Origin of the sequence: Dehalogenimonas formicexedens (assembly GCF_001953175.1) — a bacterium.
Classification (GTDB): domain Bacteria; phylum Chloroflexota; class Dehalococcoidia; order Dehalococcoidales; family Dehalococcoidaceae; genus Dehalogenimonas; species Dehalogenimonas formicexedens.
Window position 1 is genome coordinate 703159 of record NZ_CP018258.1, and the last position, 25524, is coordinate 728682.

Here is a 25524-nt window from a genome sequence, read left to right on the forward strand (position 1 = left end):
TTACCTGTCCACCTCGCCCATAACAATATCGATGCTGCCGAAAATGGCCATCAGGTCGGCGACCTTCCAACCGAGGAGCATCTCCCGGATGACCGTCAAGTTTATCAGGCTTGGAGCGCGGACGTGCCAGCGGTACGGATTCTCGGTGCCGTCAGAGGCAACGAAGAAACCCAGTTCGCCTTTAGGACCCTCAACGGCGGCGTACGTTTCCGATCCTGCCGGAGGTCTCACAAGTTTGGATACCTTAGCAAGAGTCTCGCCCTCAGGCAATTGGCTGACAGCCTGTTTCAATATCCGGACGCTTTGGCGGATTTCTTCCAGCCGTACAATGTAACGGTCGTATGTGTCGCCCGTTTCACCGGTCGGGATATCGAACTCGAACCGTTCATATATGGAGTATGGTTGATCTTTGCGAAGGTCCCATCTCACGCCGCTGCCCCGAAGCACGGGACCGGCAGCCGAAGCGTTGATGGCCAATTCCCGCGGCAGGATGCCGACGCCTTTGGCCCTGACCAGGGCAATCTCATTGGTTGAAATGAGCTTGTCATATTCGTCAACATAGCCGGGCAACTGGCCCAGGAGTTTGTTCAAAGCCGGCAGGAAATCTCTTGGAAGGTCCATCGATACGCCGCCGAAACGCATGTAGTTGTAGTTGAGCCGCTGGCCGCAGACCATATCGAAAAGCTCAACGATCTTCTCGCGTTCCCTGAACATATAGAGAAGAGGGGTCATGAATGCGCCGATATCGTTAAGGAAGAAACCTATGCCAGCCAGGTGACTGGCAATCCGCTGAAGTTCAGACATGATAACCCTGATGTATTCGGCTCTTTCGGGGACCTTGACCCCCATCAGGTTCTCGACAGCCATGCAATAGGCATGGTTATTGATCATTGAAGACAGATAATCAAGCCGGTCGGTGAGCGGAATGTTTTTAGTGTAGTTTCGTCCTTCGGCGATTTTTTCCATGCCCCTGTGAAGGTACCCGAAGATTGGTTCGACGTCGGTTATCACCTCGCCATCTAGAGTCAACCGGAAACGGAACACTCCATGGGTACTCGGGTGTTGCGGGCCGATATTAATGACATATTGTTCGGTCTTAAGCGTCACGGTTTACCCAGTCCTTTCGAAGGGGGTAACCGGGGAAACCCTCCCAGAGAAATATGCGCTTAAGATTGGGGTGGCCGGTGAATTCAATTCCCATCAGGTCAAAAATTTCACGCTCTTGAAAGTCGGCACCTCGCCATACCGAGGTGACGGATGGCAGCGATGGAGTATTCCGGTCGTCCAGATCAGTTCTGAAGGTAAGCCGGTGCTTTTTAGCCAGGGAAGTCAGGTGATAAACAACTGTGAAATGAGTTTTATGATCTATTCCTGTTATCGAATTCAGGTAATCCAGTGAAAGATCTGGATCCTCTTTAAGAAATAAAGCGATATCCGCAAGATGTTCACGATGAACCATCAGCCTTTTGTCGTCCGCTGCAACCGAACCCTCACCGAAACGCTCGATAATCCGCCGGGAGACGGGAATGAAATCCAGGTTTTTCACTATTCCCCGGCCTTCCTGGTAGGATGCATCTTCTCGATCTTATCGTGGATGTCGGTAACGGCTTTGATCAGCGCTTCCGGCCGGGGCGGGCAACCGGGGACATAAACATCGATAGGGACGACCTTATTGAAACCCGGTAATACCGAATACGACCCCTTAAAAATTCCTCCCGAGGTGCCGCAAGCGCCCATGGCCAGCACCCATTTGGGTTCAGGCATCTGGTCGTAGATACGCCGGAGCCAGGGGGCCATTTTCCAGGTCAACGTTCCCGCCACAATCATGAGGTCGGCTTGCCTTGGCGAGGCCCGGAAAATCTCCATCCCGAACCGGGCGAGGTCGAATCTGGATGCGGCTGTACACATCATTTCGATGGCGCAACAGGCCAACCCGAAGGTCACCGGCCAGACCGAAGAACGCCGAGACCAATTGATAATTTTATCAACGCTGGTGAGCAGGACATTCTGAGGCAGGGGCGGCGCGTTTATCCAATCAATAGGATCCGCAATCGGTTCCTGGTGGCCGGCGTAGAATGCTTCGATCTCGCCACCCTCCCGGATGTCCATATCCATTGCTGAATATATCCCGCGATGAGTGGGGTCTATTGCCATTCCAGTGCCTTCTTTTTCCAGGCGTATACGTAGCCGACCGTAATGATAAACAGAAAGAAAACGATAACAAAAAAGGCCGGCGCGCCCAGTTCGCCGAGGTTCGCCGCCCACGGATACAGGAAGACAGCCAAAACGTCGACGACTATGAGCATCAAAGCGAAGATATAGTAGCGGAAATTGAATTGGACCCAGCTGCGGCCGGTAGTTTCCATGCCGCATTCGTATGTTTCCTGTTTGACCTTAGATGGTTTCTTAGGAACGACCCCAAGACGCGTCAAAACAATGGGGATACCCAGGGTTACCAGAATAAAAGCCGCCCCGATTATGAGGAAGAGCCCGACGTAGCTGAATTGAGTTAGCACAGGCCTTCGACCTCCGGGATAACTAGTACTAAGACTAAAGTATTAAGACAGTATATCTTATCCAGGCAATATCGAGCAATATTCTTTGCGATAGGTTTTAGAACGCAGAGCTAAACGGCTCCAGGTAACTATGCTTTATTGCATTAGCATACCTGTTATAGAGCCCTGAAGCAATAGGACGGAATGGACCGAATGGTTTAACCCACCGGAATGACGATAATTCTTGAGTGGCTGATTACCTCATTCCCGCGGTTGCCTGGTACTGAAGCAATTTCTGGAGTTTTTCAGGATGACTGCTCTTGAGCAGGGCCTCTTCCTTGGATATCAAGTTCTTACGTAAAAGCTCGGTCAGCGACTGATCCAGAGTTTGCATCCCATCCTTGCCGGATAATTGGATGACGTTGGTGATTTCGTGGGTTTTTTGTTCACGGATCAGGTTGCGGACGGCGGGGGTTGCCGTCATTACTTCAAATGCGGGCACACGCCCTTTGGCGTTCAGCCGGGGAACGAGGGTCTGGACAAGCACCGCCTCAATAACCTGGCTGAATTGGAGCCGAATCTGTTGTTGTTGATTGGGCGGAAAGATATCAATAACGCGGTCGACTGTCTGAGCCGCATCGGTGGTATGCAGAGTGCCGACTACCAGGTGGCCGGTCTCCGCCGCGGCAATGGCAGTCGATATTGTCTCCAGATCTCGCATTTCGCCAACCACGATAACGTCCGGATCGTGCCGGAGGGCATGTTTCAGGGCGACAGCAAAGGCTTTGGTATCATCGCCAAGATCACGTTGCGCTATCAGGCACCTTTTGTTGGAATGGAGGTATTCAATGGGATCTTCGATAGTTATCACGTTTCTGGAAGCGTTCTGGTTAAGGTAATCTACCATCGCGGCCATAGTGGTGGACTTGCCTGATCCGGTGGGGCCGCAGACCAGTATCATGCCGCGGGGTTTCACAATAAGCTCTTTGCAGATCATAGGAACGCCGAGTTTTTCCATCGATAAAATCTGAAACGGAACCTGCCGGAAAGCCATAGAGAGGGTGCCTCTCTGGCGCATCACACTCACCCGGAAGCGGGCTAATCCGACGACGCTGTAGGCAAAATCGAGTTCCTTTTCACGAAGAAAGGTCTCTTTCTGTTCCGGTTTGGTGATCTCGTCCAGGACGCCTTCAAGATCGGAGGTTTTTAGAGGAGGAAACTCATCACGGATAACCAATTCACCATCGATTCGCAGAACCGGCGGACTGGGGACTCTCAGGTGCAAGTCAGAACCACCGAGGTCAACCAGCAATTTTAACCATTCGTCAATTTGAGACATGGCGTTTCTCCCCAAATACCTTAATCGCCGGCTGAGGCGCCGTCGACCCGGTTAGCTTCCGCTTTAAGAAGTTCGGCTTCGGCTTCAGTAAACAGCCGCCATCCGCGTCTATCACGGGCAACCGCTGCCCCGAGCAGGTCGTTTTTCAACCAGCGGAACAGGGTTGTCCGGCTGATGCCTGCCAATTCGCAAACTTCAGCGGTGCGGTAGTATGTGGTGCCTTTTAATTGAAGTGACATAATTCAAAACCTGCACGGCTATATTCGGGTATACTTTAGCGCAGGATACAACTCTCGTAAATGGGTATATAGTCATGTCAGGCATGACCGATAGTACTAAAGGTGTTTTAGTCGTACCGTACCTTGAACGCCGACGCGGTCCCCGACAATGATTATAGCGCCAGTTACCCCGTCAACCTCGGAAGCTAGTTCCAACCCCTTTTCGATATCGGCTGCAGTTTGAACGATATTGGCGCAGGCTGTTGCTACCGCGTCTGCGAGGGTTGCCGAAGGGGCGATAATAGTCACGGCATCGGCTTTTCCAAAGGACAGCGAATGGCCTACGGTGCCCGAGGAAGTGCAGACGCCGCACGGATAATCGTTCGGAGCAATTTGGATCCCCAGCTTGCCCGAAAGCGGCGAAAGGCCGGCGTAAATGCCGATCAGCCGTTCCTGTGTCGATCTGAGATAGATATCGCCGCCGTTTTCGATGATCACGTCGGGGGAATATTTCGAGAGTTCTTCGCCGACGTATTCGGCAACGGCGCCGGCCACCGATGCCATGGGACCAACGCCGGCTTTACCGGCGGCCGCCGCCATGTCCCGGATAATCAGCGGGGCATCTGCTTCGACCTCGACCGGCTTCAAGGATGTCAGGAATGTCGGGTGGCCGTCAACGTACTTCTCGAGAATCGAACGATATTTCAGTACCAGCTTCCGGGCTTTGCGTTCTAAATCACTTTTGGCGCTGATGAACAGGTTGGTTTCTTTGACGCTGACGGTGAAAGAAACCAGATCGGCGCTTTCATGGCACTTACGGTACGTGCGAGGCTGGTACAAGCGATTTTCCTAATCCAATATGGGTATGAAACGGCGGGAAGAAATCCTAAAAGTGCAGTTCCATCGACCTCGAAGGACAGGAGAGAATGCACATGCCGCAGACAACACATTTTTCCTCGTCGAAAGTGATGTCTCGGCTGATGGAATCGACGGAAAAAGCCTGGGCCGGGCAAATGGTTACGCAAGCCCCGCAGTCCGTGCAGCGAGCTTCATTACGGGTGACCTCGCGGCACAGAGTGTCGATGATCAGTCCGGTTTTGGTCAGATATTCGATGCCTTTATCAAAATCGGCGCGTTCACCCCGAAGTTCCAAGACCATATGGCCTTCCTCGCTACTGATGGTAGCCTTCAGGATGTTTAACTCAAGGTTATAATCCTTGATCAGATGATAGACCACCGGCCGGTCGACCAAGTGTCGAGGAAACCTCAGCGAAATCTTTTTATTGGTAATAGTCATCGTCAACCACCGCTACCGTTAATCGGACGTTCATTAAGCAACTTGAATTTAACGCCGCTTTCAACCCCCGGCAGGCTGGCCACCGGTTGGGTGAGTTCGAATTTACCGCCTGATATCCATTCCTTCAGGGTCGTAGCAATCTCCCGGGCGCGCGGGTAACTGGAGAGAGATGCCGACGGCACCTTGCGGCCGTTTATCATTACGTTTCCGGTGCGAAGTTCACCGTAAGAGACCTCAGCGACGATGTCAGGCTTAACGTTGGGATAAGCGCCGGAGTAATCGATCACGGCGGCAAATATTTCGTCGTCGGTGACGGTTGTATGCCTTAGAATGTCCTCGTCCAGAATCGGTATCGGGACCCCGAGGCCCACCGAGATCGTCACGCCATAACCCAACATACTGGTTCCCATCAGGTAGCGGGAATTCATCTGCTTCAAGTCGCCGATGACCGCCAGGGTTCCAGAGCCTCGCTTGGGGACTCCGGTTTCGGTCCGCGGCACTCCGGGGTTGAACTGGGTGCCCTGCCAGGCGATAAAGCCTTCACCGCCGCCAAGAAATATCTTAGTTCCAATGCCGATCGTCTTATAATAGGGGTCGTTCAACAATGGCGAAAGCTGGCCGGCGCTGCAGTAGTTGACGTTGCCCATGTTCGGCTTCAGGGTGCCCATGTAGGTGTAGATAGCTTTATCTGACAGGTTTACCGCAACATTGTAATTTTGGTACGAGTTGCGCATGTTGAACAGCACTGCTTCGTTTAAGTCTTTTATGTTTATCCAGGTCTCGAGCTTTTTGCGCGGGTAGCAGTCGGTCCCGTAGGCGGTGGCGACCAGCTTGATGTTCTTGCCGGCTACAAGTTCCTCGATGACATGGCCGCCGCCGTAATTGAACTCGCCGGGATGGAAGCGGTTGCGGGGATCGTCATCGGGCAGCGCGTTGGCGCCGATCATCACGTCCACCGCGGCGAATCCGGCGTAAGCCGGGACGTCGTTGAGAGAGATTTTGCCGCCGCCCAGCTTGATGCGCGGCTTTGAATGACCGATGTTGAAGTAGGCGCTAGAGGAGCACATGGGACCAAAGGTGCCTGTTGTGACCACATCGACCATGGCCGCCGCTGTCTTGAGGCCGTGTTCTTTGACAACGCCGATGATCTCTTCAGCGGTGAAAACAACTGCTTTGCCGGAGCGGATTTTGTGGTTGATCTCTTCAATGGTCTTAGCCATGAGCACCTCTGTCTGCGCGGGTAGCGGACATAAATATTAACATATGCCGTTGCGGCACGTCATATGTCGCGTAAAAACGAATGAAATGAATCCCGCCTTTCGGGAATACTACCAATGTCAAATACTATCAATAAGGCAATAGGCATGAAAAACAAAGGGAACAATCCGTTCTGATTGGCAAAGGGTGGCGCATGGTATTTGTTTTTCGGCGTTCCGCAGAACCTTTTATTGCGAAACGAATCCCTGAATTTTAGCTTTGGCGCAATCGTAGGAATTGATTTCAAAATCAAATCATTACGATTCCCGATCCGAACGCCGAGGTCCCCGCCCAGGACCCCAAATCGACCGAAGGGTGCGGCGGTGCCGTTCATGGCAAGCACCCCCGATGGTCGAGTCCCGGTCAGATGCCCTCGTCTGGAGTGCACAAGCGTGCTAATATACATACGGGGTATTATAGCACCAGTGTTCCTATGGGCTGTCAAGCCTTTCATGTCGTTTTTGCCAAAAAATTATTTTTCGGGAAAACCTCGCTTTTTGTACAGTACAAAACCCTCATTTCGCCTGATGCCATAAAGCGTGGCTGAATGTATTATGGCCAAACAAGCAGGTGAAGGAGAAATTCAATGGATACATCAGAGAATGGCGTTTTCACAAGACGAGAAAGGTTCGAAGAACGGTTCTTTAGAAGCAAGAACCCTGCTATTACCTGGGCGGCGGTATTGTTCTGGGGTGCCGTCTCTGTGCTATTAGATACGATACCTTCGGTCAACAATTCGGCTTTGGACGGAGGAGTCATTTTTAGTCTGGGGGCCGGCGCGATATTGTTGATTTCCGCATTGGCGATACTCGCGGGCCCCGGATCCCGCCGCGGAGTGATGTTTCGCTTGATCCTGGGGTTCATTTTCCTTGCCATCGGACTGGGTGAGTTCACGGAACTCAACGAAAATATCGTGGCCGCCGGGATACTGGCAGGGATTGCGACCGCGATAATGGTGAACGCCTTCAAACACCGGGCGTAGAAAAAACGCCAATCTGAATAGCTGCGTCAGTCTGAGACCATTCTCACGTCCAAAAGGATGAGGCAGGTGTGACGATTGACTCGTTACAGGATATTTTGGACTTCAGCGTCAATCTCAGTGGTAAGGTCATAGCCTCCGATGGCCTTGCCGGAGCAGTCGACGATGACGCCGTTTTTAATCGATACACGGCCGCTGCTGAAGGCTTTGACGGTATTTCCAATGAGGGGTAATTCGCGGCTGGCGCCATGACGCCGGATTTCTCTGAAAAGCGGGTTCGCCTCGCCATCTTCGGATTTGATCTCAATCGAGGTTTTCCCGTCAATTTTACCCCAAAGGGCGTCGAACGCGGGCCCACGAACAGGATATCGGCAATAACTTACGACCGGGCCTTTATCCAATTCGGGGGTCACCAGGTGCATCATGACGCCGGAAGCCTCGGCTCGTTGATCGATGAGCTTCCAAATGACTTCCTGCCAGGTGCCCGCGGGGCCGCCGGGAGCCGCCGGGTGAAGGTTGATAATGTTGTATTGACCACAGAGCTCCGGGCCGACAACCAGCATGTAACCGGCCATGACCGAAAGCTCGGGGTGTGGGAACGCGCTCAGCCGTTTGATAACCTCCCGGTCATAATCCAGGCGCCAGTCCGGCAGGTCGTCGACCTTGGTGCCCTTTTGGGCGCCCCTGAATTCCCGGTATTTCTTATACGAAAAACAGACCAGCGGGATGCCATACGAATTGGCCAGGTCGATGAATTTGTCGGTCTCGGGAGACTCACCCGGCTCACGGGAGAGGAAGACAAATTCGATTTTAGCGTCGATTTCGCCGCGGGCGATCCGGTCCTGGACGGCGCTCAACAGGTTGCGTGAGCCCTGACCCTTGGCGGTGGTGAACCAACCGATCGAGTACATCTAGGCTTTCTTCAGTTTCTTCTTCAGGCGTTGGGCGGTGGAATGAAAATGCACCAGCGGTGAATTGCGGCGGCCGCAGATCTCAGCTGTTTTCAGAGACTCCAGGAATTCATCGCGAGTTCGGAAGGGAAGCATATCCAAAAAAGCGTTGCCGAGTTCCTCGGGACCGTGGGCATCGGAACCCGCAGAGCGCAGTAAGCCGTATTTTTTAGCGAATTTATCGGCGCGACGGACCGCGGACTCTAAAAGGATTCGGGCGTTCAGCACCTCGAGAACATCGATCTGACCTTTTTCAGCCAGAGCTTCGACGACTTTGCTTTCGAGCGCCGAACTGCGCAGGGGGTCGAAAGGATGGGGGATGCAGACTAGACCTCCTTGTTCCTTGATGGCGGCGACGGTGTCTTCCACCGACGTTCCGCTGGGGATGGTTTCCTTCAGGAACATGCCCATAATCTCGCCGAAAGGAGTCAACACTTCTTCGGCGACGATGACGGGAAAAGGGGCGATCTTCTGGAACTCCAGGGCACCGTCAACCGTACCGTGGTCGGCGATGGCGATAGCACTGAGGCCAACTTCGTTGCAGCGGGCAAGAAGCTGCTCAAACGTAGTTGAGGCATCCATTGAATGGAAGGTGTGGACGTGGAGGTCGACTTTCAACGTAAAATCCTAAATCCTAAAATTCTAAATCCTAAACAAATCCAAAGCACAAAATCCAAAATTGAAAACAATGTCCCTTCTTTGGTTCCTCTCCCGCGCCGGGGAGAGGAAAATGATTTGTTTATTTTAGCGAAGAGGTCAGCAGCCTTATTTTACCATTTTCCAGTACCGCGTCGTCTTCAATGCGGATGCCGCCCCAGCCGGAGATATAGATGCCGGGTTCGATGGTGAAGACCATACCTTCCACAAGGACGTCCGAGGAATTCTGTCCGAGACGCGGGTTTTCATGGACCACCATACCCAGGCCGTGACCGAGGCTGTGGCCGAAGGCATCGGCGTAACCGGCCTCGGCGATGTAATCCCGGGCGAGTTTGTCTGCTTCGGCGCCGGTCATTCCCGGCCGGATGCCCTCTATCGCCGCTTTTTGAGCCTGAAGGACAATCCGATAAATTTCCGCGAACCTGGAGTTGACGTCGGCCAGCCAGAAGGTCCTTGTGAGGTCGGCGCAATATCCATTAAGTTTGACCCCCATATCGATTACCACCGGACCTTTCACTTCCAACAACCGGTCCGAAGGTTTGGAATGGGCCATAGCCGAGGCCGGACCGGCGGCAACGATGGTTGGGAAGGACAATTCGCCGCCCGATTCGCGGACATATTTCTCCAGCTCCCAGGCCAGCTTGATCTCGCTGACACCGGGCCGGAGGTATTTTTCGGTAATGTATACCAATGCCTCGTCAGTAATCCGGGCGGCGGTTTCCAGCGCCTTTATCTCATCGGCGTCCTTGATGACACGAAGGTTTTCGACGGCATCGGTGATGGGAACCAGCTCGGTTTTTACGCCGGCGGTTTCGAGTGCGGTCTTGAACCTGTCGAAATCGGATAGGGTTGCGTACCCGGCCTCGATACCTAATCTCTTTAAGCCCGAATCGGAAACCAGTCCGGGAAACCAATTCTTTATAGGACCTTCGATGCGCTGTACGCGGCATCCGGAGACTTCCCCCTGGGCCTGCTCGACATAACGGAAGTCGGTAGCCAGGACAGCGTCCGCAGCCGATACCAATACGTAACCGGTGCTGCCGTCAAATCCGGTAAGGTATTTCCGGTTCTCCGGCTGGTAAACGAACACCCCGTCGATAGCAAGCGATTCAAATTTGGAGCGGAGGTTATTTATTCGAGTTTCAGACATCAGGTTTCCTTTTCATCTTCATGTGCCATGGGGTGAGAGGACAAATACACTTTGCGGGCCTGGTTGCGGCTGACGTGGGTATAGATCTGTGTCGTTTGCAGCGAGGCGTGGCCGAGCAGTTCCTGTACGACCCGAAGGTCGGCTCCGCCGTCCAGGAGGTGGGTAGCAAAACTGTGCCGGAGCAGGTGCGGGTGTACCTCCTGGCGGAGGCCGGCGGCTTTGGCATAATGCAAGACCTGCTCCTGGATCCAGCGGGCGGTCAGGCGGCTACCCTGGTAGTTTAAAAACAACGCATCGCATTTTCGTTTGCCAAGAAGCTTCGGTCGTCCATGCTTGAGGTATACTTTGATCGCGGCGGCGGCGGGCTGGCCGATAAGCACCAGCCTTTCCTTCGAACCCTTGCCGATGACCCTGAGCTCGCGGCTATAAAGATCGACCTGGTTCACCTGGAGACTTACCAGTTCGGAGATCCGGAGACCGGCGGCATAAAACAGTTCCATGACCGCCCGGTCGCGAAGGCCCTGGGGTGTGGTGGGATCAGGGGCTTCAAGTAATTTCGCCATTTCATCGGTCGTCAAAAATCCGGGAAGACGCTTATCGAGTTTCAACGAAAAAGCCGATAACCGGCTGCCCCGGTGGCGGTTCAATGGCAGAGGGCTTTCGGCAATAAGTTCCTCACGCAATAAATACTTGTACATCGAGCGTACGGCCGACAATTTCCTGGCCACCGATGATTTAACGATGCCATGGTCAAGGACCCAGGCCATATAGCCGCGCACCACGTGTTTATCCACACCGTCCGGGAAGTTCAGTTTTTTCATGTCGAGGTACTGGAAAAATCCCTTGGGGTCGCCACCTACCAGGTTACCTTTGAGATCCGCGACATAATTACGCACTGTCCTGGGCGAAAGATTTTGTTCCGCCTGCAGAAAGTTCATGAAACCGTCGAACCAGCCATCCGGTAGCGTCATTTGAAGCTATTTCTCTTCAGGACGACTTTTGTTCTGGCCGGCCTTGGTCCGTTTAACCGCGGCCGCTGTCTTTGATCCGGTCGAAACTGACCTGGACCGCGGACTGGTGGAGGCAGTCTTTGATCTACGCAAAAATCTTTTACCCTTGTAGTCAGCGCACTCCGGGTTCTGGCAGCTTTTTTGACCCGGTTTCAATTCTCCCATCAAACCGCCGCATTTGGGGCAGGGTTCCGGCAGGGGGCGGGCGTTCATGGCGAAAGAATGCTTGGGGAAGGCGCTGCAGCCGTAAAACAGTTTGCCCTTCTTGGTGTAGCGGCCGATAATCTCGCCTTTTTCAGGGCAGTTCGGGCACATGACGCCTGTCCGGATACGGAAAGACTGGCGGAAACCGCAGGCAGGACATTCCATGTATTTGCCAAAGCGGCCTATCTTGATCAGCAACTTTTCTTTGGCGCACTGGGGGCAGCAATCCTCGGATACCTCGACCGGCATGGGTACCCGCTCGAGTTGTTCCTCCGCGGTGGACAGGTCCTTTTCGAATGGAACATAAAAATCGCGAACGACCTTGACCCAATCCAAGCCTTCATCGGCGACTTTATCCAGCCGATCTTCCATCTGGGCGGTGAATCCGGTGTCGATCACTTCAGGGAATTGCTGAACCAGGAGATCACTGACCGCCATGCCCAGTTCGGTCGGCTTGAAAGCGCCTTTTTCCTTGGTGACGTACTCTCTTTCCTGGACGACACCGAGAATGGGGGCATAGGTAGAAGGCCGCCCGATGCCGAATTGTTCCAGCGTTTTCACCAGGGTCGCCTCGGTGAACCGGGGCGGGGGTTGGGTGAAATGCTGTTCCGGGCTGACGCTTGCCTTCGGGTCAAGCAGTTTTAATAACTCGCCCTCAGACAGCGGCGGCAGCGGCGGCGTTTTGGCTTCCTCTTCTTCGTCACGGCCTTCGGTGTAGAGCGCCATAAAACCCGGAAAGGTGTTCCTGGAGCTCTGCGCTCTAAGGGTGTAGCGGGTTTTGGACGGCGTTTTTCTGGCATCGATATCGATGGTGACGTTTTCAAAAACGGCGGCGGCCATCTGCGAGGCGACCATGCGCTGCCAGATCAGCTGATAGAGTTTGAACTGATTGGGTTCCAGGTATTCTTTAATGGCTGCCGGTTCCCGCCGGGTGCTGGTGGGGCGAATGGCTTCATGGGCTTCCTGCGCGCCCTTGACCTGGCGGGCGAAAAGGCGCGCGGTCTTCGGGAGAAAGCCGGAACCGAATTTTTCGGCGATAAAATCCCGGGTCTCCGCGATGGCCGAAGCCGCCACGTGGGTTGAGTCGGTACGCATGTAGGTGATCAGGCCGACGCTGCCCTCGGCGCCTACGGGAAGACCTTCATAAAGCTGCTGGGCCACGGCCATCGTCTGCCTGGCGGAAAACCGCAGCTTGCGGTAGGCTTCCTGCTGCAAGCTGCTGGTAATGAAGGGCGGCGCCGGTTGGCGGGGCGAATCCTTGGAGGTCACCCTGGCCACAGAGTACTCCGCCGGTTTCAAGTCTGCCACGATGTCTGAAGCCGCAGTCCCGGTGCCTATGGAAATCTTTTTCTTATCACCTGATCCGATGAGGATGGCTTTGAAACTTTTCGGCGTGGAAGGAACCAGCTTTGAAAGCTCGGCCTCGATGGTCCAATATTCGTCGGCCTTAAAGCCCAGGATCTCGCGTTCTCGATCAACGATAATCCTCAACGCCACGGATTGGACCCGTCCCGCCGACAGACCCCGGCGCACTTTCTGCCAAAGGAGCGGCGATAACTTGTAGCCCACCAAACGATCGAGGATCCGGCGCGCCTGCTGGGCGTTAACCAGGTTCATGTTGACCTCACGCGGCGATTTGAAGGCGGCCGCGATGGCTTCCCTGGTGATTTCGTGGAAGGTGACTCTCCGGCAGGGCACCGATGGGGTGCAGGCGGCCTCTTTCAGGTGCCAGGCAATGGCTTCGCCTTCACGGTCGGGGTCTGTAGCCAGGTATACCGCTCCGGCTTTTTTAGCCGCTTCCTTGAGTTCTTTGAGGATAGCGAGCTTGTCCCGCATGTTGAGATATTGCGGGTTAAAGTCATGATCGACGTCCACGCCGAGTTTGCTCTTGGGCAGATCGCGGACATGGCCCATCGATGCTTTGAGAGTGTATCCTGACCCGAGAAATTTCGCGAGCGTCCGCGCTTTCGCCGGGGACTCCACGATTACCAGCTTCTTATCGGTTGCCATATATTAACTCAAGTTCTCCTTAATCTGGCGCGTCCGGCAGTAGTTCATACCGCCAGTTTGTTTGACCATGCCTTTGAGTTCCATCATCGCAAGAGTACTGCTTACCAAGGGAGTTGGCATTCCGGAAGAACGGCAGATTTCATCGATATGGACCGGCTCGACGCCCAGGTACTTTATAAGTTGTTGCTCAGTGTCATTTTCCGGCAAGACTTCTTTGAATTCAAGCTGGCCGGCAACAGCTCTGACATTGAGTTCCTCCAACACATCTCCAGCCCTGCGGACCAGCTTGGCGCCCTGCTGGATCAGCCGGTTGGTTCCCGAGCTTTGGGGCGACAGGATGCTGCCCGGTACCGCAAAGACCTCACGGTCCTGTTCAAGGGCATAATCCGCGGTGATGAGGGCGCCGGAACCTTCGCCGGCTTCAGTGACCAGTGTGCCTAGGGTTAGTCCGGAAAGTATCCGGTTGCGACGGGGAAAATTCTCCGGGCGCGGCCCCGCGTCAATAGCACACTCTGAAATCAGAGCCCCGTTTTCCAATATTTGTTTGGCCAGCGCGGCGTTTTCCGAAGGGTAGATGATATTAACGCCGCTTCCCATGACCGCGATGGTGCGGCCGCCGTTTTTAATAGCGGTCTGATGAGCGATGGTGTCTATGCCCCGGGCCAGTCCGCTGGCGATAGTGATACGGTTGCGGGTCAGTTCAGTCACAAGTTCTTCGGTAACCTGGCGGCCGTAGACGGTGGGTTTTCTGGTGCCGACAACGGCCACCGACAGTTCATCCTCCGGCAAAATCCCGCCCTTTACATAAAGTACCGGGGGATAATCGTAAATCTCTTTGAGGCGGGAAGGGTAGCCTTTGTCAGCGACGGTCAACACCTGAACGCCGGAGTTAGCCGCTTTTTCCAGTTCACGCTCAGGATCGATCCTCGGACGCCAGTAGGCGATAGCCTTGAGGGTGCCGGAATCGATGCCGGACATTGCCAGTTCCGGCACCTCGGCCCGCCAGGCGGTTGCCAGATCACCAAAGTGGTTTTCCAATAGAGATAAGCGTACCCGCCCGATACCCGGGATGAGACTAAACCCTACATGGCAGGCGGTTAAAGACAGCTCGCTCAAAGCGGCGCAATTCTAGCACGGGGAAAGAAAATAGAAAAAGTAGCCGGGTCTGCGAACATTCCGTTGAATAATCATTCAAAAAGTGCTATAACACTGACTAATTTGAGCTTGAGGTGAACGTAAGCGCAATGACCGATAATCGTCTAAAACCTGATTACGCCCGCCGGGTTGTCATTACCGGAATCGGCATGGTCAGCCCGCTGGGACTGGATACCGCTACTACCTGGGACGGTCTTACCAACGGTAAAAACGGCATCGAGAACCTGACGCTTTTCGACGCGTCGCCTCTCGAGACCCATTTTGGCGGGGAGTGCAAGGGTTTTGAGCCGGGAAACTATATCAACAAGAAAGACGTTCGCCGCATGGACCGGTTCGCGCAACTGGCCGTTGCCGCGGCGAGGATGGCGGTCGACGAATCGAAGATCGACGTCGCCGCCAGGGGCGATGAGATCGGCGTTATCGTCGGTTCCGGAATCGGCGGACTGACCACCCTGTTCGATCAGGCTCGCGTTTACATCGAGAAAGGACCTTCCAAAGTCAGCCCTTTCCTTATCCCGATGATGATCTCCGATATTGCCGCGGCGCAGATCGCCATTTCAATGGGTCTTAAAGGTCCTAACTTCTGCACAACCTCGGCTTGTTCTTCCGGCTCCGACGCCATCGGCACCGCCTACGAAAGCATCCGAGAAGGCCGAGCCGATACCATGCTGGCCGGCGGCAGCGAGAGCGGTATGAACCTGCTGGCTTTTGCCGCCTTCAACGCCCTGAATGCCCTTTCGACGGCCAATGACGACCCGCATCACGCCTCCCGGCCTTTCGATGCCGGCCGAACCGGATTCGTCATGAGCGAGGGCGCCACGGTGGTCGTCCTCGAGGAACTCAATACCGCGCTTGCCCGCGGCGCAAACATCTATGCCGAGGTTATTGGTTATGGTTCTTCCTGCGACGCCTTCCATATCGTCCAGCCCATCGAAACCGGGGAAGGCGCTGCCAGGGCAATGAGAATGGCGATCAAGCGGGCCGGTATCGATCCGACCGAAATCGACTACATCAACGCGCACGGCACGTCGACGCAATTGAACGACAAAATGGAGACATCGGCTATAAAGCAAGTATTAGGCGATCACGCCTATAAAGTCTCCATATCTTCAACCAAGTCGATGCTGGGTCACCTGATCGGCGGCGCCGGCGCTATTGAATGCGCCATCTGCGCGCTTACCATAAAAAATGGTATAATCCCGCCGACGATCAACTACACAACACCCGATCCGGATTGCGATCTTGATTACACGCCCAATGTGGCTAAGCATAAAGAGGTGCGGACGACCCTGTCGAACTCCTTCGGGTTCGGCGGCCACAACTCCGTGCTCATTCTGCGAAAATACGAGTAGGGGTTTTCTTTGCGCGGCGCCCGCTGGCAGGTAGCTTCAACCGAAGTGCCTCCCGAACTTGCCGGGCGCTACCCGGCGCTGATGGTCCGGATCATGGCCGGCCGCGGCATCAGGACCCTTGAAGCTGCTGAATTGTTCCTCGCCGGGGATGCCCGGTTGTCCCATGACCCGATGCTCTTGCCTGATATTCATCCGGCGATGGCCCGGATTTACCGGGCTATCCTGACGGGAGAACGCATCGCCGTCTATGGAGACTTCGACACCGACGGCATCACGGCGACGGCGCTCATGGTCACCGGGCTCAGGTGTCTCGGCGCTGAGGTCAAACCGTACATTCCGCATCGGCTTACTGAGGGCTACGGCTTGAAAACCGAGGCTTTAAAGAAGCTTGCCGACGAAGGCGTTACCCTGGTGGTCAGCGTTGACTGCGGTATCACCGCGGTAAACGAGGTCAAGGCTGCCAGGGGACTGGGATTGGACATTGTCGTCACCGATCACCATTTACCTTTGGAAGCGCTGCCTCCCGCGGTGGCGGTTATCGACCCCAAACGCGCTGATTCTTCCTACCCTTTTCAGGAACTCGCGGGTGTCGGCGTCGCTTTCAAGGTCGTCGAAGCCCTTTTCGCGGGGATGGGCAGACCCCTGCCGAAAGAGCATTTCCTCGAGTTGACCGCGATAGGCACCATCGCCGATATCATGCCGCTGACAGGCGAGAACCGTTATCTGGTCAAAGAGGGATTGAAACACCTCAACGATCATCCGTCGCCCGGGCTGCAGCAAATCATCAACCTCTCCCACCTCCGCGCCGGGCAACTGAACTCGGAGAGCATTTCCTGGACGGTAGCTCCCAGGCTCAACGCCGCCGGCCGGCTGGAACATGCCATGGCCGGATACGAACTGTTGATGGCGCCATCCGCCGCCGAGGCGGGTGACCTGGCTGCGATGCTCGAAGACCGCAACGCTGAACGCCAGCGGCTGACCGCAAAGTTTGTCACCCGGGCACGGGAAAAGGTCCTGTCCGGTCCGCTGCCACTGCTGCTTTTCGTTGAGGACGAAGAGTGTCCCCCCGGCATCCTGGGCCTGGTCGCCGGGCGGCTGACCGATGAATTCTATCGCCCCAGTATCGTCGTCCGCCGCGAAGACGGGGCGGCTATCGCCAGCTGCCGCTCAATTCCCGGTTTCAACATCACCGAAGCCATCGACCGCTGCGGTCACCTTCTAAGCCATTACGGCGGTCACGCCCAGGCCGCGGGTTTTAGCTTGGGCTCCGAAAAATTGCCGGAACTCTCACGGCTCATCTCCGAAATCGCGGCCAAGCAGATGGCGAGCGTCGATCTTCAGCCCATACTCATGATCGACGCCGAAGCCCGGCTGCATGAACTGGGCGGCAACATGTACCAGGTACTGAACCGGCTTGCGCCGTTCGGCGAAGGCAACCGACCGCCGCTGTTCGTGTCGAAATGCGTCACTGTCACCGATTACAGGACCATGGGTGCCAACCAGGAACATATCAAAATGCGTCTCACCCAGGGTGGCGCGGTATGGGAGGCGGTAGCCTTCCGCCAAGCCGAGGAGTTGAAAAAAGTTCTTCCCGATCCGGTGGATGTGGTATATAATCTGGAACTTGACAAGTTCAACGGCCGGGAAACACTTCGACTGAATATCGTGGATTTCGCGCCGGCGAGCTGAGACAAAATAGTCCTTTATGGATAATACGATGGCAATAATACTTGCCCTGGCGGCAGCCTATCTGGTTGGCAGCGTCCCGCTTGCCTATCTCATGGGTCGATGGATAAAGCACATCGACATCCGTCAGGTGGGCTCCAAAAACATGGGCACGATGAATACCTTTTACGAGGTCGGATTCCTGCCCGGTCTTCTGGTCATGACTTTCGACATCGGCAAGGGAGCCGTGGCAATCGCCATCGCAAGGGCGCTCGACACCCCCCAGCTTGTGGAACTGCTGGCCGGGGTCTTTGCCGTTCTGGGGCACGTGCTGCCCGTATGGCTGAAGTTCAAGGGCGGCAAAGGCGGGGCGACGTGTATCGGGGCGCTGGTGTTCCTCATGCCCTGGGGGGTCCCGATCTACGCGGCGGCTTTTGGCTTGTTCCTTCTCATCACCCGGTTCCCCACCTTCAGCTACAGCGCCGCGTTTGTGATTTTCCCGGTTATCGGCTGGTTGATCTACCACTCGGTGGTGTTCGTGATCTATCCGGCGGTGTTGCTGGCCATTCCCGGCTTCCAATACATCGTCAGGGTCAAGCAGATCGGGGAGAAATCAACCAGCCTGAAAGACGCTATCTTCCGGAAGAGCCTGCGGGACAGGCGCTAGCCTTGCGTTCCTGAAGATTTCTTCTTCCCCGGTCCGTAGTAACTGGGATAAAGTTTCTCAAGGCATTCCGGACAGATACCGTGGGTGAACTCCGCCTCGGAGTGGGTGCTGATATATTTCTCCACGGAACTCCAGTAGCCGTTGTCGTCACGGATCTTCTTGCAGTTGGCGCAGATGGGGAGGAGGCCGGATAGCATCTTCACCTGGGCCAGGGCCTCTCTCAGTTCGCCCTCTACCTTGCGCCGCTCGACGATGTCCTTCTCCAGAGCAAGGTTGGATTTGGTGAGGTCCATAGTCCTGTCCTTCACCTTGTCTTCCAGGGTGTGCTGGTATTCGATGAGGCGTTTCTTGCCATTTTCGTAGGCGTTGATCAGAAATACCTCGGCCAGGCCGATAAGGCCGATGATGATCATTTCCAGAAGCAGGTTCGGGTGCCAGTTGGCCGAAAGATAGACCACCGAGTACGGGATTGTTACCGCGCCGAGGATTCCCCAGAAGAACAACCCGAGCGAGAAGCCGAAACGCCAAGTGGCGAGGGCAATGACGGACAGGTAGAGCACCTGCTGTAGGGCAAACAGGGTCAACTGGAACTCGTCGACGGAGAGGGCGGCGCTGCCGCGGATGAAATCGGCGTAGACCGTGACCACAAACAGCACGCCGAGTAAGAGAACAAGCCAAAATTCCCGTTTGCGATACAGTTTCACAGGGACTCCCGAACGGATATAGGCTAGCATTTAATCACACAAAGAGTATTAAGTAAAACAATAATGGGAATCGTTGCTGAGAGCTTCAGCCGGGTTGCTGGAGGTTGACGAATGTTGGTAAAAAGATAACTTAAAGATAATTAAAGTATACCAACCCAAGCGCATCTAATCAACCATTTTTTCCGCCGGGTGCATCCCCAGCAGGCTCCTCAGCAACACCGCAGCGGCCCGTTTATCCAGCGGTTCGTTGTTGTTGCCGCACTTCGGGGACTGGATACAGGCCGGGCAGCCGGACTCGCAGGGGCACTCCTCTATGGTTTTCAGAGTGGCTTCCCATAGCTGGATGATAATCTCGTAGCCCTTCTCGGCGATGCCGACACCGCCGGCGTGGGCGTCGTAGATAAAGATGGTGGCCGAGCCGGTATCCGGGTGCAGGGGAGTCGACAACCCGCCGATGTCGTTCCGGTCGCACAGGGCGTAAAGCGGTAGGATGCCGATGGCGGCGTGCTCGACGGCGTGAAGGCCTCCGGCCAGGTCGAGCGCCCCGGTGATCTTCTGAGTCAGGTGTTCCGGCACCTCGAACCAGACGGCCACCGTTTCGAATTTCTGCGGCGGCAAAGACAGCGGCTCTTCACCCAAGACCTCCTCGGTGAATTGGGCCTTTCGCTTGAAGCCGATGACGGTCACCGTCACCTCGACCTCGCCGAGATGAACGGGAACGCCCCGGATGAAGACCGAACGCAGGGTCTTCTTGACCTCCAGCTCGGTGATATCCTTGGTTTCGGTGTAATAGGTATTATCGGTGATCTCGGCTTTGGCGATGCGAGTGTCGGTGTCGAGCGACCGGATGAAATAGCTCTCGCCCTGGTGGAGATAGATCGCCCCGGGGTAAAGCTGGAACAGGGCGGTCGAGGAGTCCAGCACTTCGAGGAGAGCCCCGGACGACGCGTCAATGACCTCGAACTCGCTGCCGGACATGCCCCTGATGCTGACCTCCTGGGCCGGGTAGGTCAGGCTGGCGGAAAGGAAGTAGTGCCCCTTTCTCTCCTTGAGCAAGCCGCGGCAGATGAGGTCGGCCAGCCGTTCGCCGTAGGACAGGCAGAAATACTGCTCATCGGCGATGGAGAGCGGCGCTTCCCAGGCGGCGCACAGTAGGTGAAGGCCGGCGATATACTTGTTCTCGGGGTTCACCAGGGCGGCGTCGCCCGAACCCTTGAAGAAGAAATCCGGGTGGCGCATGAAATACTGGTCCAGGGGGTCGTTTCTGGCGATAAGAATCGAAAGCGACCTGCGCCGACGCCGTCCCGATCTTCCCGCCTGCTGCCAGACGCTGGCCGTCGAACCGGGATAGCCGGTAAGAACGGTGGCATCCAGCGAACCGATGTCCACGCCGAGTTCGAGGGCTGAGGTGGCCACCGCGCCGTCAAGCCGCCCCCCGAAGAGCTCCTTTTCTATCCTGCGCCGGTCCTCCGGCAGATAACCCGCCCGGTAGGGCTTGATCCGGTCAGCCTTGTCGGGCGCCAGTTTCTGCAGCCGTTCCCGGGCGTGGACGAAGATGACCTCTGCCAGGCGGCGGGTGCGGGCGAAGACCAGGGTGCGGATTTCGTGGGCGATGAGCTCGGCGAAGAGCGACGTCGCCTCCGCAGAGGCGCTCCGGCGGGTCGACTTGGAAGGATCGGTAAAAGGAGGGTTCCAGAAAATGAAGTCTTTGCCGCCGTAGGGTGAGCCGTCCTTGTCGACGACGGTGAATTCCAGGCCGGTCAGCAGCTGGGCGAACTCTTTCGGGTTGCCGATGGTGGCCGAGGCCAGGATGAACTGCGGCCTGGAGCCGTACCGGCTGCAGATGCGCCGGAGCCGCCTGAGTACCAGTCCCAGGTGAGAGCCGAAGACGCCCCGGTAATAGTGCGCCTCGTCGATGACGACGAATTTGAGGTTGGCGAAGAACCGCCGCCAATTCTCATGGTTGGGCAGGATGCCGACGTGGAGCATGTCGGGATTGGACAGGATGAGCCTCGCATCTCGCCGGATAGCCGCCCTGTCCGATGACGGAGTGTCGCCGTCGAAGGTGTCGAAATCGCCGCGGCTGATGACATAGGATGAAAACAGCTCCCTGATGTGCTTCTTCTGGTCCTGGGCCAGGGCCTTGGTCGGCGCCAGGTACAGGGCGGTGGCCTTCGGGTCGGCCAACAGCGACTCGAAGATAGGGATGTAGAAAGTCAGGCTCTTGCCGGAAGCGGCGGGCGTGGCGATGAAGACGTTCTCGCCCCGGATGGCGGCATTGACGGCATCGGCCTGGTGGCTGTAGAGCGGCCAGAGATGGTTCTCCTTGAGGCAGGTTTCCAGCCTGGCATCGAGAGGTTTATCGACACTGCCGAAAACGGCGTCGCGCGGGGGGATAACCTCGAGGTGGGCGATCTGCCCCACCATCTCGGAAGTCGCCCGGAGGTAATCGACGAACTCGGAGGTGTCCACGTCAGTAGTCGATGATCTCAATATTGGATTCGACCAATTCGAGGTCGAAGGTGGTGGCGAAGGCCAGGGCCTTGTTCAGTACCTCGTTGGTGTGCTGCTTATCGTTGGAGACGCAAGCGACGCCGATGACCGCCGACTGCCACAGGTCCTGGTCCTCGACCTCGGCCGCGGAGACGTTGAAGCGGTTGTGAAGCTGGGCCACCAGGGATTTGACGACCATGCGTTTTTCCTTGAGCGAGTGGCTCTCGGGGAGCCGGAGGCTGAACTGCAGGACGCCGATATTCATAGCAACACCTTCGAATTAAGGTTACTGTAGTCTATAAACCGGGGCTAGTCAAAGCCGAATCCATCGCTCTCCAACTCTTGCCAGCACTCGTCGCTTTCCGGCGAGGCGTCGCGGGAGTAGAGATGCAGACGTCCCGTCCCAACCGCAGCCAGGAGTTCGTAGCCGAGGTTGCTCTTGGAAGAAGTTGTAAATACAAAGGAAATTATACGATGGCCCATCGATTGCTTGAGGGAGGAGCACAGGGGGCCGCCCAGGCCGGTGGCACCCGCGACGAACCGCTTCAAATCCCAGCCTTTGGCGACGTCGGCGATCTTATGCAGGAGGACGGTGTAGGGGAGTCCGGTCCAGGAGTCGTGATTGACGATGCGCAGCCCTCTCCCTTTTGATACCGGACAATTCGGGGGAGATTGCCACGGACTGCCATTCAAGGCAGTCCTCGCAAAGACGGAATTATTTGGGGCACCGGAATTAGATGTCGGACAATCGAGGACGATTGCCACGGACTGCCATTCAAGGCAGTCCTCGCAAAGACGGAATTATTTGGGGCTACCGTTTGATTGCGGTTCCTATGGGAGAACGGATAGCGACGCTGGCATAAACAATGGGCAATAAACTGCTTTAAGAATCGGAGTTGACCGGTACCTGCATACTCCAGGATATTATCCCGGTAACCTTTCCGAAAATCGTCCAGGTTGTGTAGACCAAGAATATCGGAAGGGGTTCTGAAATTGACTGGCCGCAAGTGTTTCTATGAACCGTTTGGCGTTTATCGCCAGATGTTTGGAGATATTCCGGCAGCCGTAGCTGTGGCTTTCGTAAGGGAAATGGCGGAGAGGGTGGGATTCGAACCCACGGTCGGGTTACCCCGACTCACGCTCTCCAGGCGTGCCTGATAGACCACTCCAGCACCTCTCCGCGAGAGCGATATGCTGCCTGTAGAGCCCGCCAATGATAATAAAAGTGCGGTTAATAGTCAAACGAAGATCAGATCAAGTCTCATAGCCGGATAGGTGAAAATCGAAGATGGGAAATAGATTTGGGCGATCCGCTGCTATCTAATTTCCATGGTCCTTCTTCTGGATGGCGGAGAGGGCGGGATTCGAACCCGCGCTCCGCAAAAACGGAGATCGCTTTTCGAGAGCGACACCATAAACCGCTCGGACACCTCTCCGCCGGGTATTTTAGCGGAATAAGCCACGAAAGTGAAACTAACTTCTGGTCGCTACCGGACGTTATAATGGGCATATGAAGACGCTGGTAGTTTTGTGCGCGATTATCGGGCTGATGTTCCCGGTAGCAGCCTGCCAGAATTTCGAACGTTCTCTCGCTCCCATCCAGAGCGTGTCCTTCGCAATTTCGGACGCCGATCCCCTGGCTAACTTAACCGTCAACATCGAATACGGTTTGCCGGACGGCTGCTATTCTTTCGACAAAACGAAGACGGTCGAGATCACCGGCGGCTTCGATATCGGCGTCTGGATTAAAAAACCGGCCAACGCCCAGGCCTGCGATACCGTGTTCACTATCGGAACGACTGCCGTTGACCTTGGCAAGAAATTCAGCCCCGGAAATACCTACACCATCAGGGTTAATGGAGAGGATCATTCCGTCACCATTCCCGAATCCGGCACTAACCCGGACACGGTCATCAAACCCGCGATCATCACCAAAGTCGAAGTGCGCATCGCTGAGTCGTTTCCGCCCCAGGTTTTTATCGACATCCAGGGGCTGCTGACGGATTCCTGCACCACCCTGAACGGCGTCGACACCAGGCGCCAGGGAAACGTCATCGACATAACGGTAACCACCCAGCGGCCGAAAGACGCAGTCTGCGCCCAGGTGATCTCCTATTTCAGCACCACCGTCCCACTGGGTTCTGATTTCGTCGCGGGACAAACCTACACCTTGAGAGTCAACGGACTGTCGCAGCAATTTAATGTGGACAGAAAACCAAACCCGACAACGAGCCCGACTCCAACAACTGCACCGCCCATCACCAGGCCGCCGTCAAGCGCCACGCCTCCCGATAGCATTCTGCCACCGACGATGCCGGTCCCGGGAGGAACCGGAGTTTCCGGCACCGGCGCGAACTCACCCGCGGTGGGTTGATTCCCGGATGTCGGGCATCACGGAATGCCTTTATTGAGGCGGGTTGACCAACCGTTTTAATTTGGCAGCAGCCGGCGTAATCTGATAAAGTTGCCACCGGCATGGAAACCGAAGCTCTTGTCTTTAAATTGATCCTCACCTTCGGGCTGGTGCTGTTGGCCGCCCGTTTGGGTGGTGAGATCGCCGAACGCTATTTCAAGCAACCGGCCGTCATCGGTGAATTGGCAGCGGGCATTATCATTTCCCCCTTTCTGCTCGGCGGTCTGCTGCACGATCCGGTCATCCTCAATTTCGCGACCATAAGCGGGCACCTGGTCGACGGGGGGCTGGAGGTGGATGGGTTCAATCCACTGCAGATCGTTTCAGAGATAGCGGTCATTGCCCTCCTGTTCGTGGCGGGTCTGGAAACCGACGTCCGGGCATTTGTGAAGAACGCCCTTACCGGCGCACTGGTGGCGGTGGGCGGCGTCACCCTGCCGTTCATTCTCGGTTTCTTCGCCGCTCGGTATTTTTTCCCTGACATCGGCACCATCGGCTGGCTATTCACCGGGGCGGTGCTGACAGCCACCAGCATCGGGATCACCGTCCGCATCCTGATGGATATGGGTAAACTCGGCACCCGGGAAGGCACGATCATCCTGGTGGCCGCGGTCATCGACGACATCCTCGGGCTGGTTATCCTTTCCGTGGTAGTCTCCATGGCCAAGACCGGGGAACTTTCCCTTACCTCCGCGGCAATGACCGGCGCGATCGGATTCGGAGTGTGGCTGGCGATCCTGTTTTTGGGGTATTTCGGGCATAAGTACATCTCCAAATATCTCCTGACGCCTTTCAAAGAATCCGGTCTGATGCCGATCACGGCTCTAATCATCGGCGTGATCATCTCTTATGCCGTCACCCTGGTGGGACTGCATCCGGTGGTGGGTGCTTACGTCGCGGGCCTGATGTTTGCTTCAACGGGCGAAAGGGAAGAAATCGTGGCGCAGACCAGGCCGATCATGCTGTTTTTGGCGCCGTTTTTCTTCGCCTACCTGGGCATGCAGGTCGATCTCAAGGAGATCGCAGTGGTCATCGTTCCCGCGGCGATCATCATCATCCTTGCCGTCATAGGCAAAATAGTCGGCTGCTACCTTCCGGCGCGCTATATAGGTAAGTGCGATACCCGGGGAGCCTTGGTGGTCGGCATGGGCATGGTGCCCCGGGGTGAAGTGGGACTGATCGTCGCCGGAGCCGGTCTCCTGGTAGGCGCCATCAGTCGCGATATTTTCGGTGTCGCCGTGGCGGTGAGCCTGGTAACAACATTGATAGGACCTTCCTTAATCAAGCCTTTCTTCAAAAAACAAACCTCGGCCAAAACACCAAGCGCGGCCTCTTCAAGTCACTAATATGCGTTCCGCCTCAACGGAACGCGGTTCATTATTTGTCACGTTAGCATTAAATAAGTTAAAATAGACGTCTATCCCATTTGCCCCTGTAGCTCAGGTGGATAGAGCACCAGCCTCCGAAGCTGGTAGCGAGCGTTCGAGTCGCTCCAGGGGCATTTCCTGC

The 25524-nt window shown here is 55.7% G+C and carries 26 protein-coding genes and 3 tRNA genes; 7 read left to right on the forward strand and 22 right to left on the reverse strand.

Features of this window, described 5'->3' with window-relative positions:
• The 10 genes from Dform_RS03740 to Dform_RS03785 form a co-directional block, all read right to left on the reverse strand.
• A complete protein-coding gene (locus Dform_RS03740; RefSeq protein ID WP_076003834.1) occupies positions 1–1107 on the reverse strand; it encodes an NADH-quinone oxidoreductase subunit D in 1107 nt (368 codons plus the stop codon).
• Positions 1097–1546: an NADH-quinone oxidoreductase subunit C gene (locus tag Dform_RS03745; protein ID WP_083635342.1), complete on the reverse strand. Its 450-nt coding sequence runs from the start codon at positions 1544–1546 to the stop codon at positions 1097–1099. The genes Dform_RS03740 and Dform_RS03745 overlap by 11 nt, the downstream gene beginning before the upstream one ends.
• Positions 1546–2154 (reverse strand): NADH-quinone oxidoreductase subunit B, encoded by a 609-nt coding sequence (locus tag Dform_RS03750; RefSeq protein WP_076003836.1) that lies wholly within the window; start codon positions 2152–2154, stop codon positions 1546–1548. The genes Dform_RS03745 and Dform_RS03750 overlap by 1 nt, the downstream gene beginning before the upstream one ends.
• Complete coding sequence (locus Dform_RS03755; protein WP_076003837.1) at positions 2145–2516, reverse strand: NADH-quinone oxidoreductase subunit A; 372 nt, start codon at positions 2514–2516, stop codon at positions 2145–2147. The genes Dform_RS03750 and Dform_RS03755 overlap by 10 nt, the downstream gene beginning before the upstream one ends.
• A gap of 235 nt (positions 2517–2751) precedes the next feature.
• The gene (locus Dform_RS03760; protein WP_076003838.1) at positions 2752–3834 is read right to left on the reverse strand and encodes a type IV pilus twitching motility protein PilT; all 1083 of its coding nucleotides are present in this window, start codon (positions 3832–3834) and stop codon (positions 2752–2754) included.
• Between the two features lie 20 nt (positions 3835–3854).
• The gene (locus tag Dform_RS03765; RefSeq protein WP_076003839.1) at positions 3855–4073 is read right to left on the reverse strand and encodes a MerR family transcriptional regulator; all 219 of its coding nucleotides are present in this window, start codon (positions 4071–4073) and stop codon (positions 3855–3857) included.
• A gap of 96 nt (positions 4074–4169) precedes the next feature.
• A complete protein-coding gene (locus tag Dform_RS03770) occupies positions 4170–4892 on the reverse strand; it encodes a UPF0280 family protein (RefSeq protein ID WP_076003840.1) in 723 nt (240 codons plus the stop codon).
• Between the two features lie 46 nt (positions 4893–4938).
• Entirely contained in the window at positions 4939–5349 is a 411-nt protein-coding gene (locus Dform_RS03775) for an NIL domain-containing protein (protein ID WP_076003841.1), read from the reverse strand.
• Positions 5350–5351: 2 nt separating this feature from the next.
• Positions 5352–6569: a homocysteine biosynthesis protein gene (locus Dform_RS03780; protein ID WP_076003842.1), complete on the reverse strand. Its 1218-nt coding sequence runs from the start codon at positions 6567–6569 to the stop codon at positions 5352–5354.
• Between the two features lie 59 nt (positions 6570–6628).
• The gene (locus Dform_RS03785) at positions 6629–6940 is read right to left on the reverse strand and encodes a hypothetical protein (RefSeq protein ID WP_076003843.1); all 312 of its coding nucleotides are present in this window, start codon (positions 6938–6940) and stop codon (positions 6629–6631) included.
• A 252-nt stretch (positions 6941–7192) separates the two neighbouring features.
• Here Dform_RS03785 and Dform_RS03790 point away from each other — a divergent pair, with 252 nt between their 5' ends.
• Complete coding sequence (locus Dform_RS03790) at positions 7193–7588, forward strand: hypothetical protein (RefSeq protein ID WP_076003844.1); 396 nt, start codon at positions 7193–7195, stop codon at positions 7586–7588.
• A gap of 83 nt (positions 7589–7671) precedes the next feature.
• Here the strand turns inward: Dform_RS03790 and purN are convergent, their stop codons facing one another.
• From purN to dprA, 6 genes are all read right to left on the reverse strand, one after another.
• On the reverse strand, positions 7672–8496 hold the full coding sequence (purN, locus tag Dform_RS03795; protein ID WP_076003845.1) for a phosphoribosylglycinamide formyltransferase: 825 nt from the start codon (positions 8494–8496) through the stop codon (positions 7672–7674).
• Positions 8497–9153: a PHP domain-containing protein gene (locus Dform_RS03800; RefSeq protein ID WP_076003846.1), complete on the reverse strand. Its 657-nt coding sequence runs from the start codon at positions 9151–9153 to the stop codon at positions 8497–8499. It lies immediately after the preceding gene.
• 121 nt (positions 9154–9274) lie between these two features.
• Complete coding sequence (locus Dform_RS03805) at positions 9275–10342, reverse strand: M24 family metallopeptidase (RefSeq protein WP_076003847.1); 1068 nt, start codon at positions 10340–10342, stop codon at positions 9275–9277.
• A complete protein-coding gene (locus Dform_RS03810; protein WP_076003848.1) occupies positions 10342–11313 on the reverse strand; it encodes a tyrosine recombinase XerC in 972 nt (323 codons plus the stop codon). The genes Dform_RS03805 and Dform_RS03810 overlap by 1 nt, the downstream gene beginning before the upstream one ends.
• Before the next feature lie 6 nt (positions 11314–11319).
• Entirely contained in the window at positions 11320–13566 is a 2247-nt protein-coding gene (gene topA / locus Dform_RS03815; RefSeq protein WP_076003849.1) for a type I DNA topoisomerase, read from the reverse strand.
• 3 nt (positions 13567–13569) lie between these two features.
• Positions 13570–14682 (reverse strand): DNA-processing protein DprA, encoded by a 1113-nt coding sequence (dprA, locus tag Dform_RS03820; protein WP_225973729.1) that lies wholly within the window; start codon positions 14680–14682, stop codon positions 13570–13572.
• 128 nt (positions 14683–14810) lie between these two features.
• Here dprA and fabF point away from each other — a divergent pair, with 128 nt between their 5' ends.
• The 3 genes from fabF to Dform_RS03835 are packed head-to-tail and all read left to right on the forward strand — an operon-like array spanning position 14811 to position 18405.
• Positions 14811–16073 carry a beta-ketoacyl-ACP synthase II gene (gene fabF, locus Dform_RS03825; protein ID WP_076003850.1) on the forward strand — a complete coding sequence of 421 codons (1263 nt, stop codon included), beginning with the start codon at positions 14811–14813 and terminating at the stop codon, positions 16071–16073.
• Positions 16074–16082: 9 nt separating this feature from the next.
• Positions 16083–17762 (forward strand): single-stranded-DNA-specific exonuclease RecJ, encoded by a 1680-nt coding sequence (gene recJ / locus Dform_RS03830; protein ID WP_076003851.1) that lies wholly within the window; start codon positions 16083–16085, stop codon positions 17760–17762.
• A gap of 28 nt (positions 17763–17790) precedes the next feature.
• Positions 17791–18405 carry a glycerol-3-phosphate acyltransferase gene (locus tag Dform_RS03835; RefSeq protein ID WP_225973730.1) on the forward strand — a complete coding sequence of 205 codons (615 nt, stop codon included), beginning with the start codon at positions 17791–17793 and terminating at the stop codon, positions 18403–18405.
• Here the strand turns inward: Dform_RS03835 and Dform_RS03840 are convergent.
• From Dform_RS03840 to Dform_RS03865, 6 genes are all read right to left on the reverse strand, one after another.
• Positions 18402–19109, reverse strand: a complete 708-nt coding sequence (locus tag Dform_RS03840; protein ID WP_076003853.1) for a hypothetical protein — start codon at positions 19107–19109, stop codon at positions 18402–18404. The two genes, Dform_RS03835 and Dform_RS03840, sit on opposite strands and share 4 nt — an antisense overlap.
• A 165-nt stretch (positions 19110–19274) precedes the next feature.
• Positions 19275–21602 carry a DEAD/DEAH box helicase gene (locus Dform_RS03845; protein WP_225973731.1) on the reverse strand — a complete coding sequence of 776 codons (2328 nt, stop codon included), beginning with the start codon at positions 21600–21602 and terminating at the stop codon, positions 19275–19277.
• Positions 21583–21867, reverse strand: a complete 285-nt coding sequence (locus Dform_RS03850; RefSeq protein ID WP_076003855.1) for a DUF503 domain-containing protein — start codon at positions 21865–21867, stop codon at positions 21583–21585. The genes Dform_RS03845 and Dform_RS03850 overlap by 20 nt, the downstream gene beginning before the upstream one ends.
• A gap of 44 nt (positions 21868–21911) precedes the next feature.
• Positions 21912–22295 (reverse strand): hypothetical protein, encoded by a 384-nt coding sequence (locus Dform_RS11205; protein ID WP_145925525.1) that lies wholly within the window; start codon positions 22293–22295, stop codon positions 21912–21914.
• A 397-nt stretch (positions 22296–22692) separates the two neighbouring features.
• A tRNA-Ser gene (locus tag Dform_RS03860) sits at positions 22693–22782 on the reverse strand.
• A 166-nt stretch (positions 22783–22948) separates the two neighbouring features.
• Positions 22949–23038: transfer RNA gene (locus tag Dform_RS03865), tRNA-Ser, on the reverse strand.
• A gap of 74 nt (positions 23039–23112) precedes the next feature.
• Between Dform_RS03865 and Dform_RS03870 the strand changes: the two genes are divergently transcribed.
• The 3 genes from Dform_RS03870 (at position 23113) to Dform_RS03880 (ending at position 25516) form a co-directional block, all read left to right on the forward strand.
• Positions 23113–23976, forward strand: coding sequence for a hypothetical protein (locus tag Dform_RS03870; RefSeq protein ID WP_076003857.1), 864 nt, complete (start codon positions 23113–23115; stop codon positions 23974–23976).
• A 101-nt stretch (positions 23977–24077) separates the two neighbouring features.
• On the forward strand, positions 24078–25361 hold the full coding sequence (locus Dform_RS03875; RefSeq protein WP_076003858.1) for a cation:proton antiporter: 1284 nt from the start codon (positions 24078–24080) through the stop codon (positions 25359–25361).
• Positions 25362–25443: 82 nt separating this feature from the next.
• Positions 25444–25516: transfer RNA gene (locus Dform_RS03880), tRNA-Arg, on the forward strand.
• Positions 25517–25524: the final 8 nt, after the last annotated feature.

What these genes read in the sequence shown, in the direction of transcription:
- Dform_RS03785 (WP_076003843.1), bottom strand. Translation starts at nt 6,940, where the DNA reads ATGAACGGCACCGCCGCACCCTTCGGTCGATTTGGGGTCCTGGGCGGG.
- Dform_RS03850 (WP_076003855.1), bottom strand. Translation starts at nt 21,867, where the DNA reads ATGAATATCGGCGTCCTGCAGTTCAGCCTCCGGCTCCCCGAGAGCCAC.
- fabF (WP_076003850.1), top strand. Translation starts at nt 14,811, where the DNA reads ATGACCGATAATCGTCTAAAACCTGATTACGCCCGCCGGGTTGTCATT.
- Dform_RS03810 (WP_076003848.1), bottom strand. Translation starts at nt 11,313, where the DNA reads ATGACGCTACCGGATGGCTGGTTCGACGGTTTCATGAACTTTCTGCAG.
- Dform_RS03780 (WP_076003842.1), bottom strand. Translation starts at nt 6,569, where the DNA reads ATGGCTAAGACCATTGAAGAGATCAACCACAAAATCCGCTCCGGCAAA.
- Dform_RS03805 (WP_076003847.1), bottom strand. Translation starts at nt 10,342, where the DNA reads ATGTCTGAAACTCGAATAAATAACCTCCGCTCCAAATTTGAATCGCTT.
- Dform_RS03870 (WP_076003857.1), top strand. Translation starts at nt 23,113, where the DNA reads ATGAAGACGCTGGTAGTTTTGTGCGCGATTATCGGGCTGATGTTCCCG.
- Dform_RS03790 (WP_076003844.1), top strand. Translation starts at nt 7,193, where the DNA reads ATGGATACATCAGAGAATGGCGTTTTCACAAGACGAGAAAGGTTCGAA.
- Dform_RS03775 (WP_076003841.1), bottom strand. Translation starts at nt 5,349, where the DNA reads ATGACTATTACCAATAAAAAGATTTCGCTGAGGTTTCCTCGACACTTG.
- Dform_RS03835 (WP_225973730.1), top strand. Translation starts at nt 17,791, where the DNA reads ATGGCAATAATACTTGCCCTGGCGGCAGCCTATCTGGTTGGCAGCGTC.
- Dform_RS03765 (WP_076003839.1), bottom strand. Translation starts at nt 4,073, where the DNA reads ATGTCACTTCAATTAAAAGGCACCACATACTACCGCACCGCTGAAGTT.
- Dform_RS03750 (WP_076003836.1), bottom strand. Translation starts at nt 2,154, where the DNA reads ATGGCAATAGACCCCACTCATCGCGGGATATATTCAGCAATGGATATG.
- topA (WP_076003849.1), bottom strand. Translation starts at nt 13,566, where the DNA reads ATGGCAACCGATAAGAAGCTGGTAATCGTGGAGTCCCCGGCGAAAGCG.
- Dform_RS03875 (WP_076003858.1), top strand. Translation starts at nt 24,078, where the DNA reads ATGGAAACCGAAGCTCTTGTCTTTAAATTGATCCTCACCTTCGGGCTG.
- Dform_RS03760 (WP_076003838.1), bottom strand. Translation starts at nt 3,834, where the DNA reads ATGTCTCAAATTGACGAATGGTTAAAATTGCTGGTTGACCTCGGTGGT.
- purN (WP_076003845.1), bottom strand. Translation starts at nt 8,496, where the DNA reads ATGTACTCGATCGGTTGGTTCACCACCGCCAAGGGTCAGGGCTCACGC.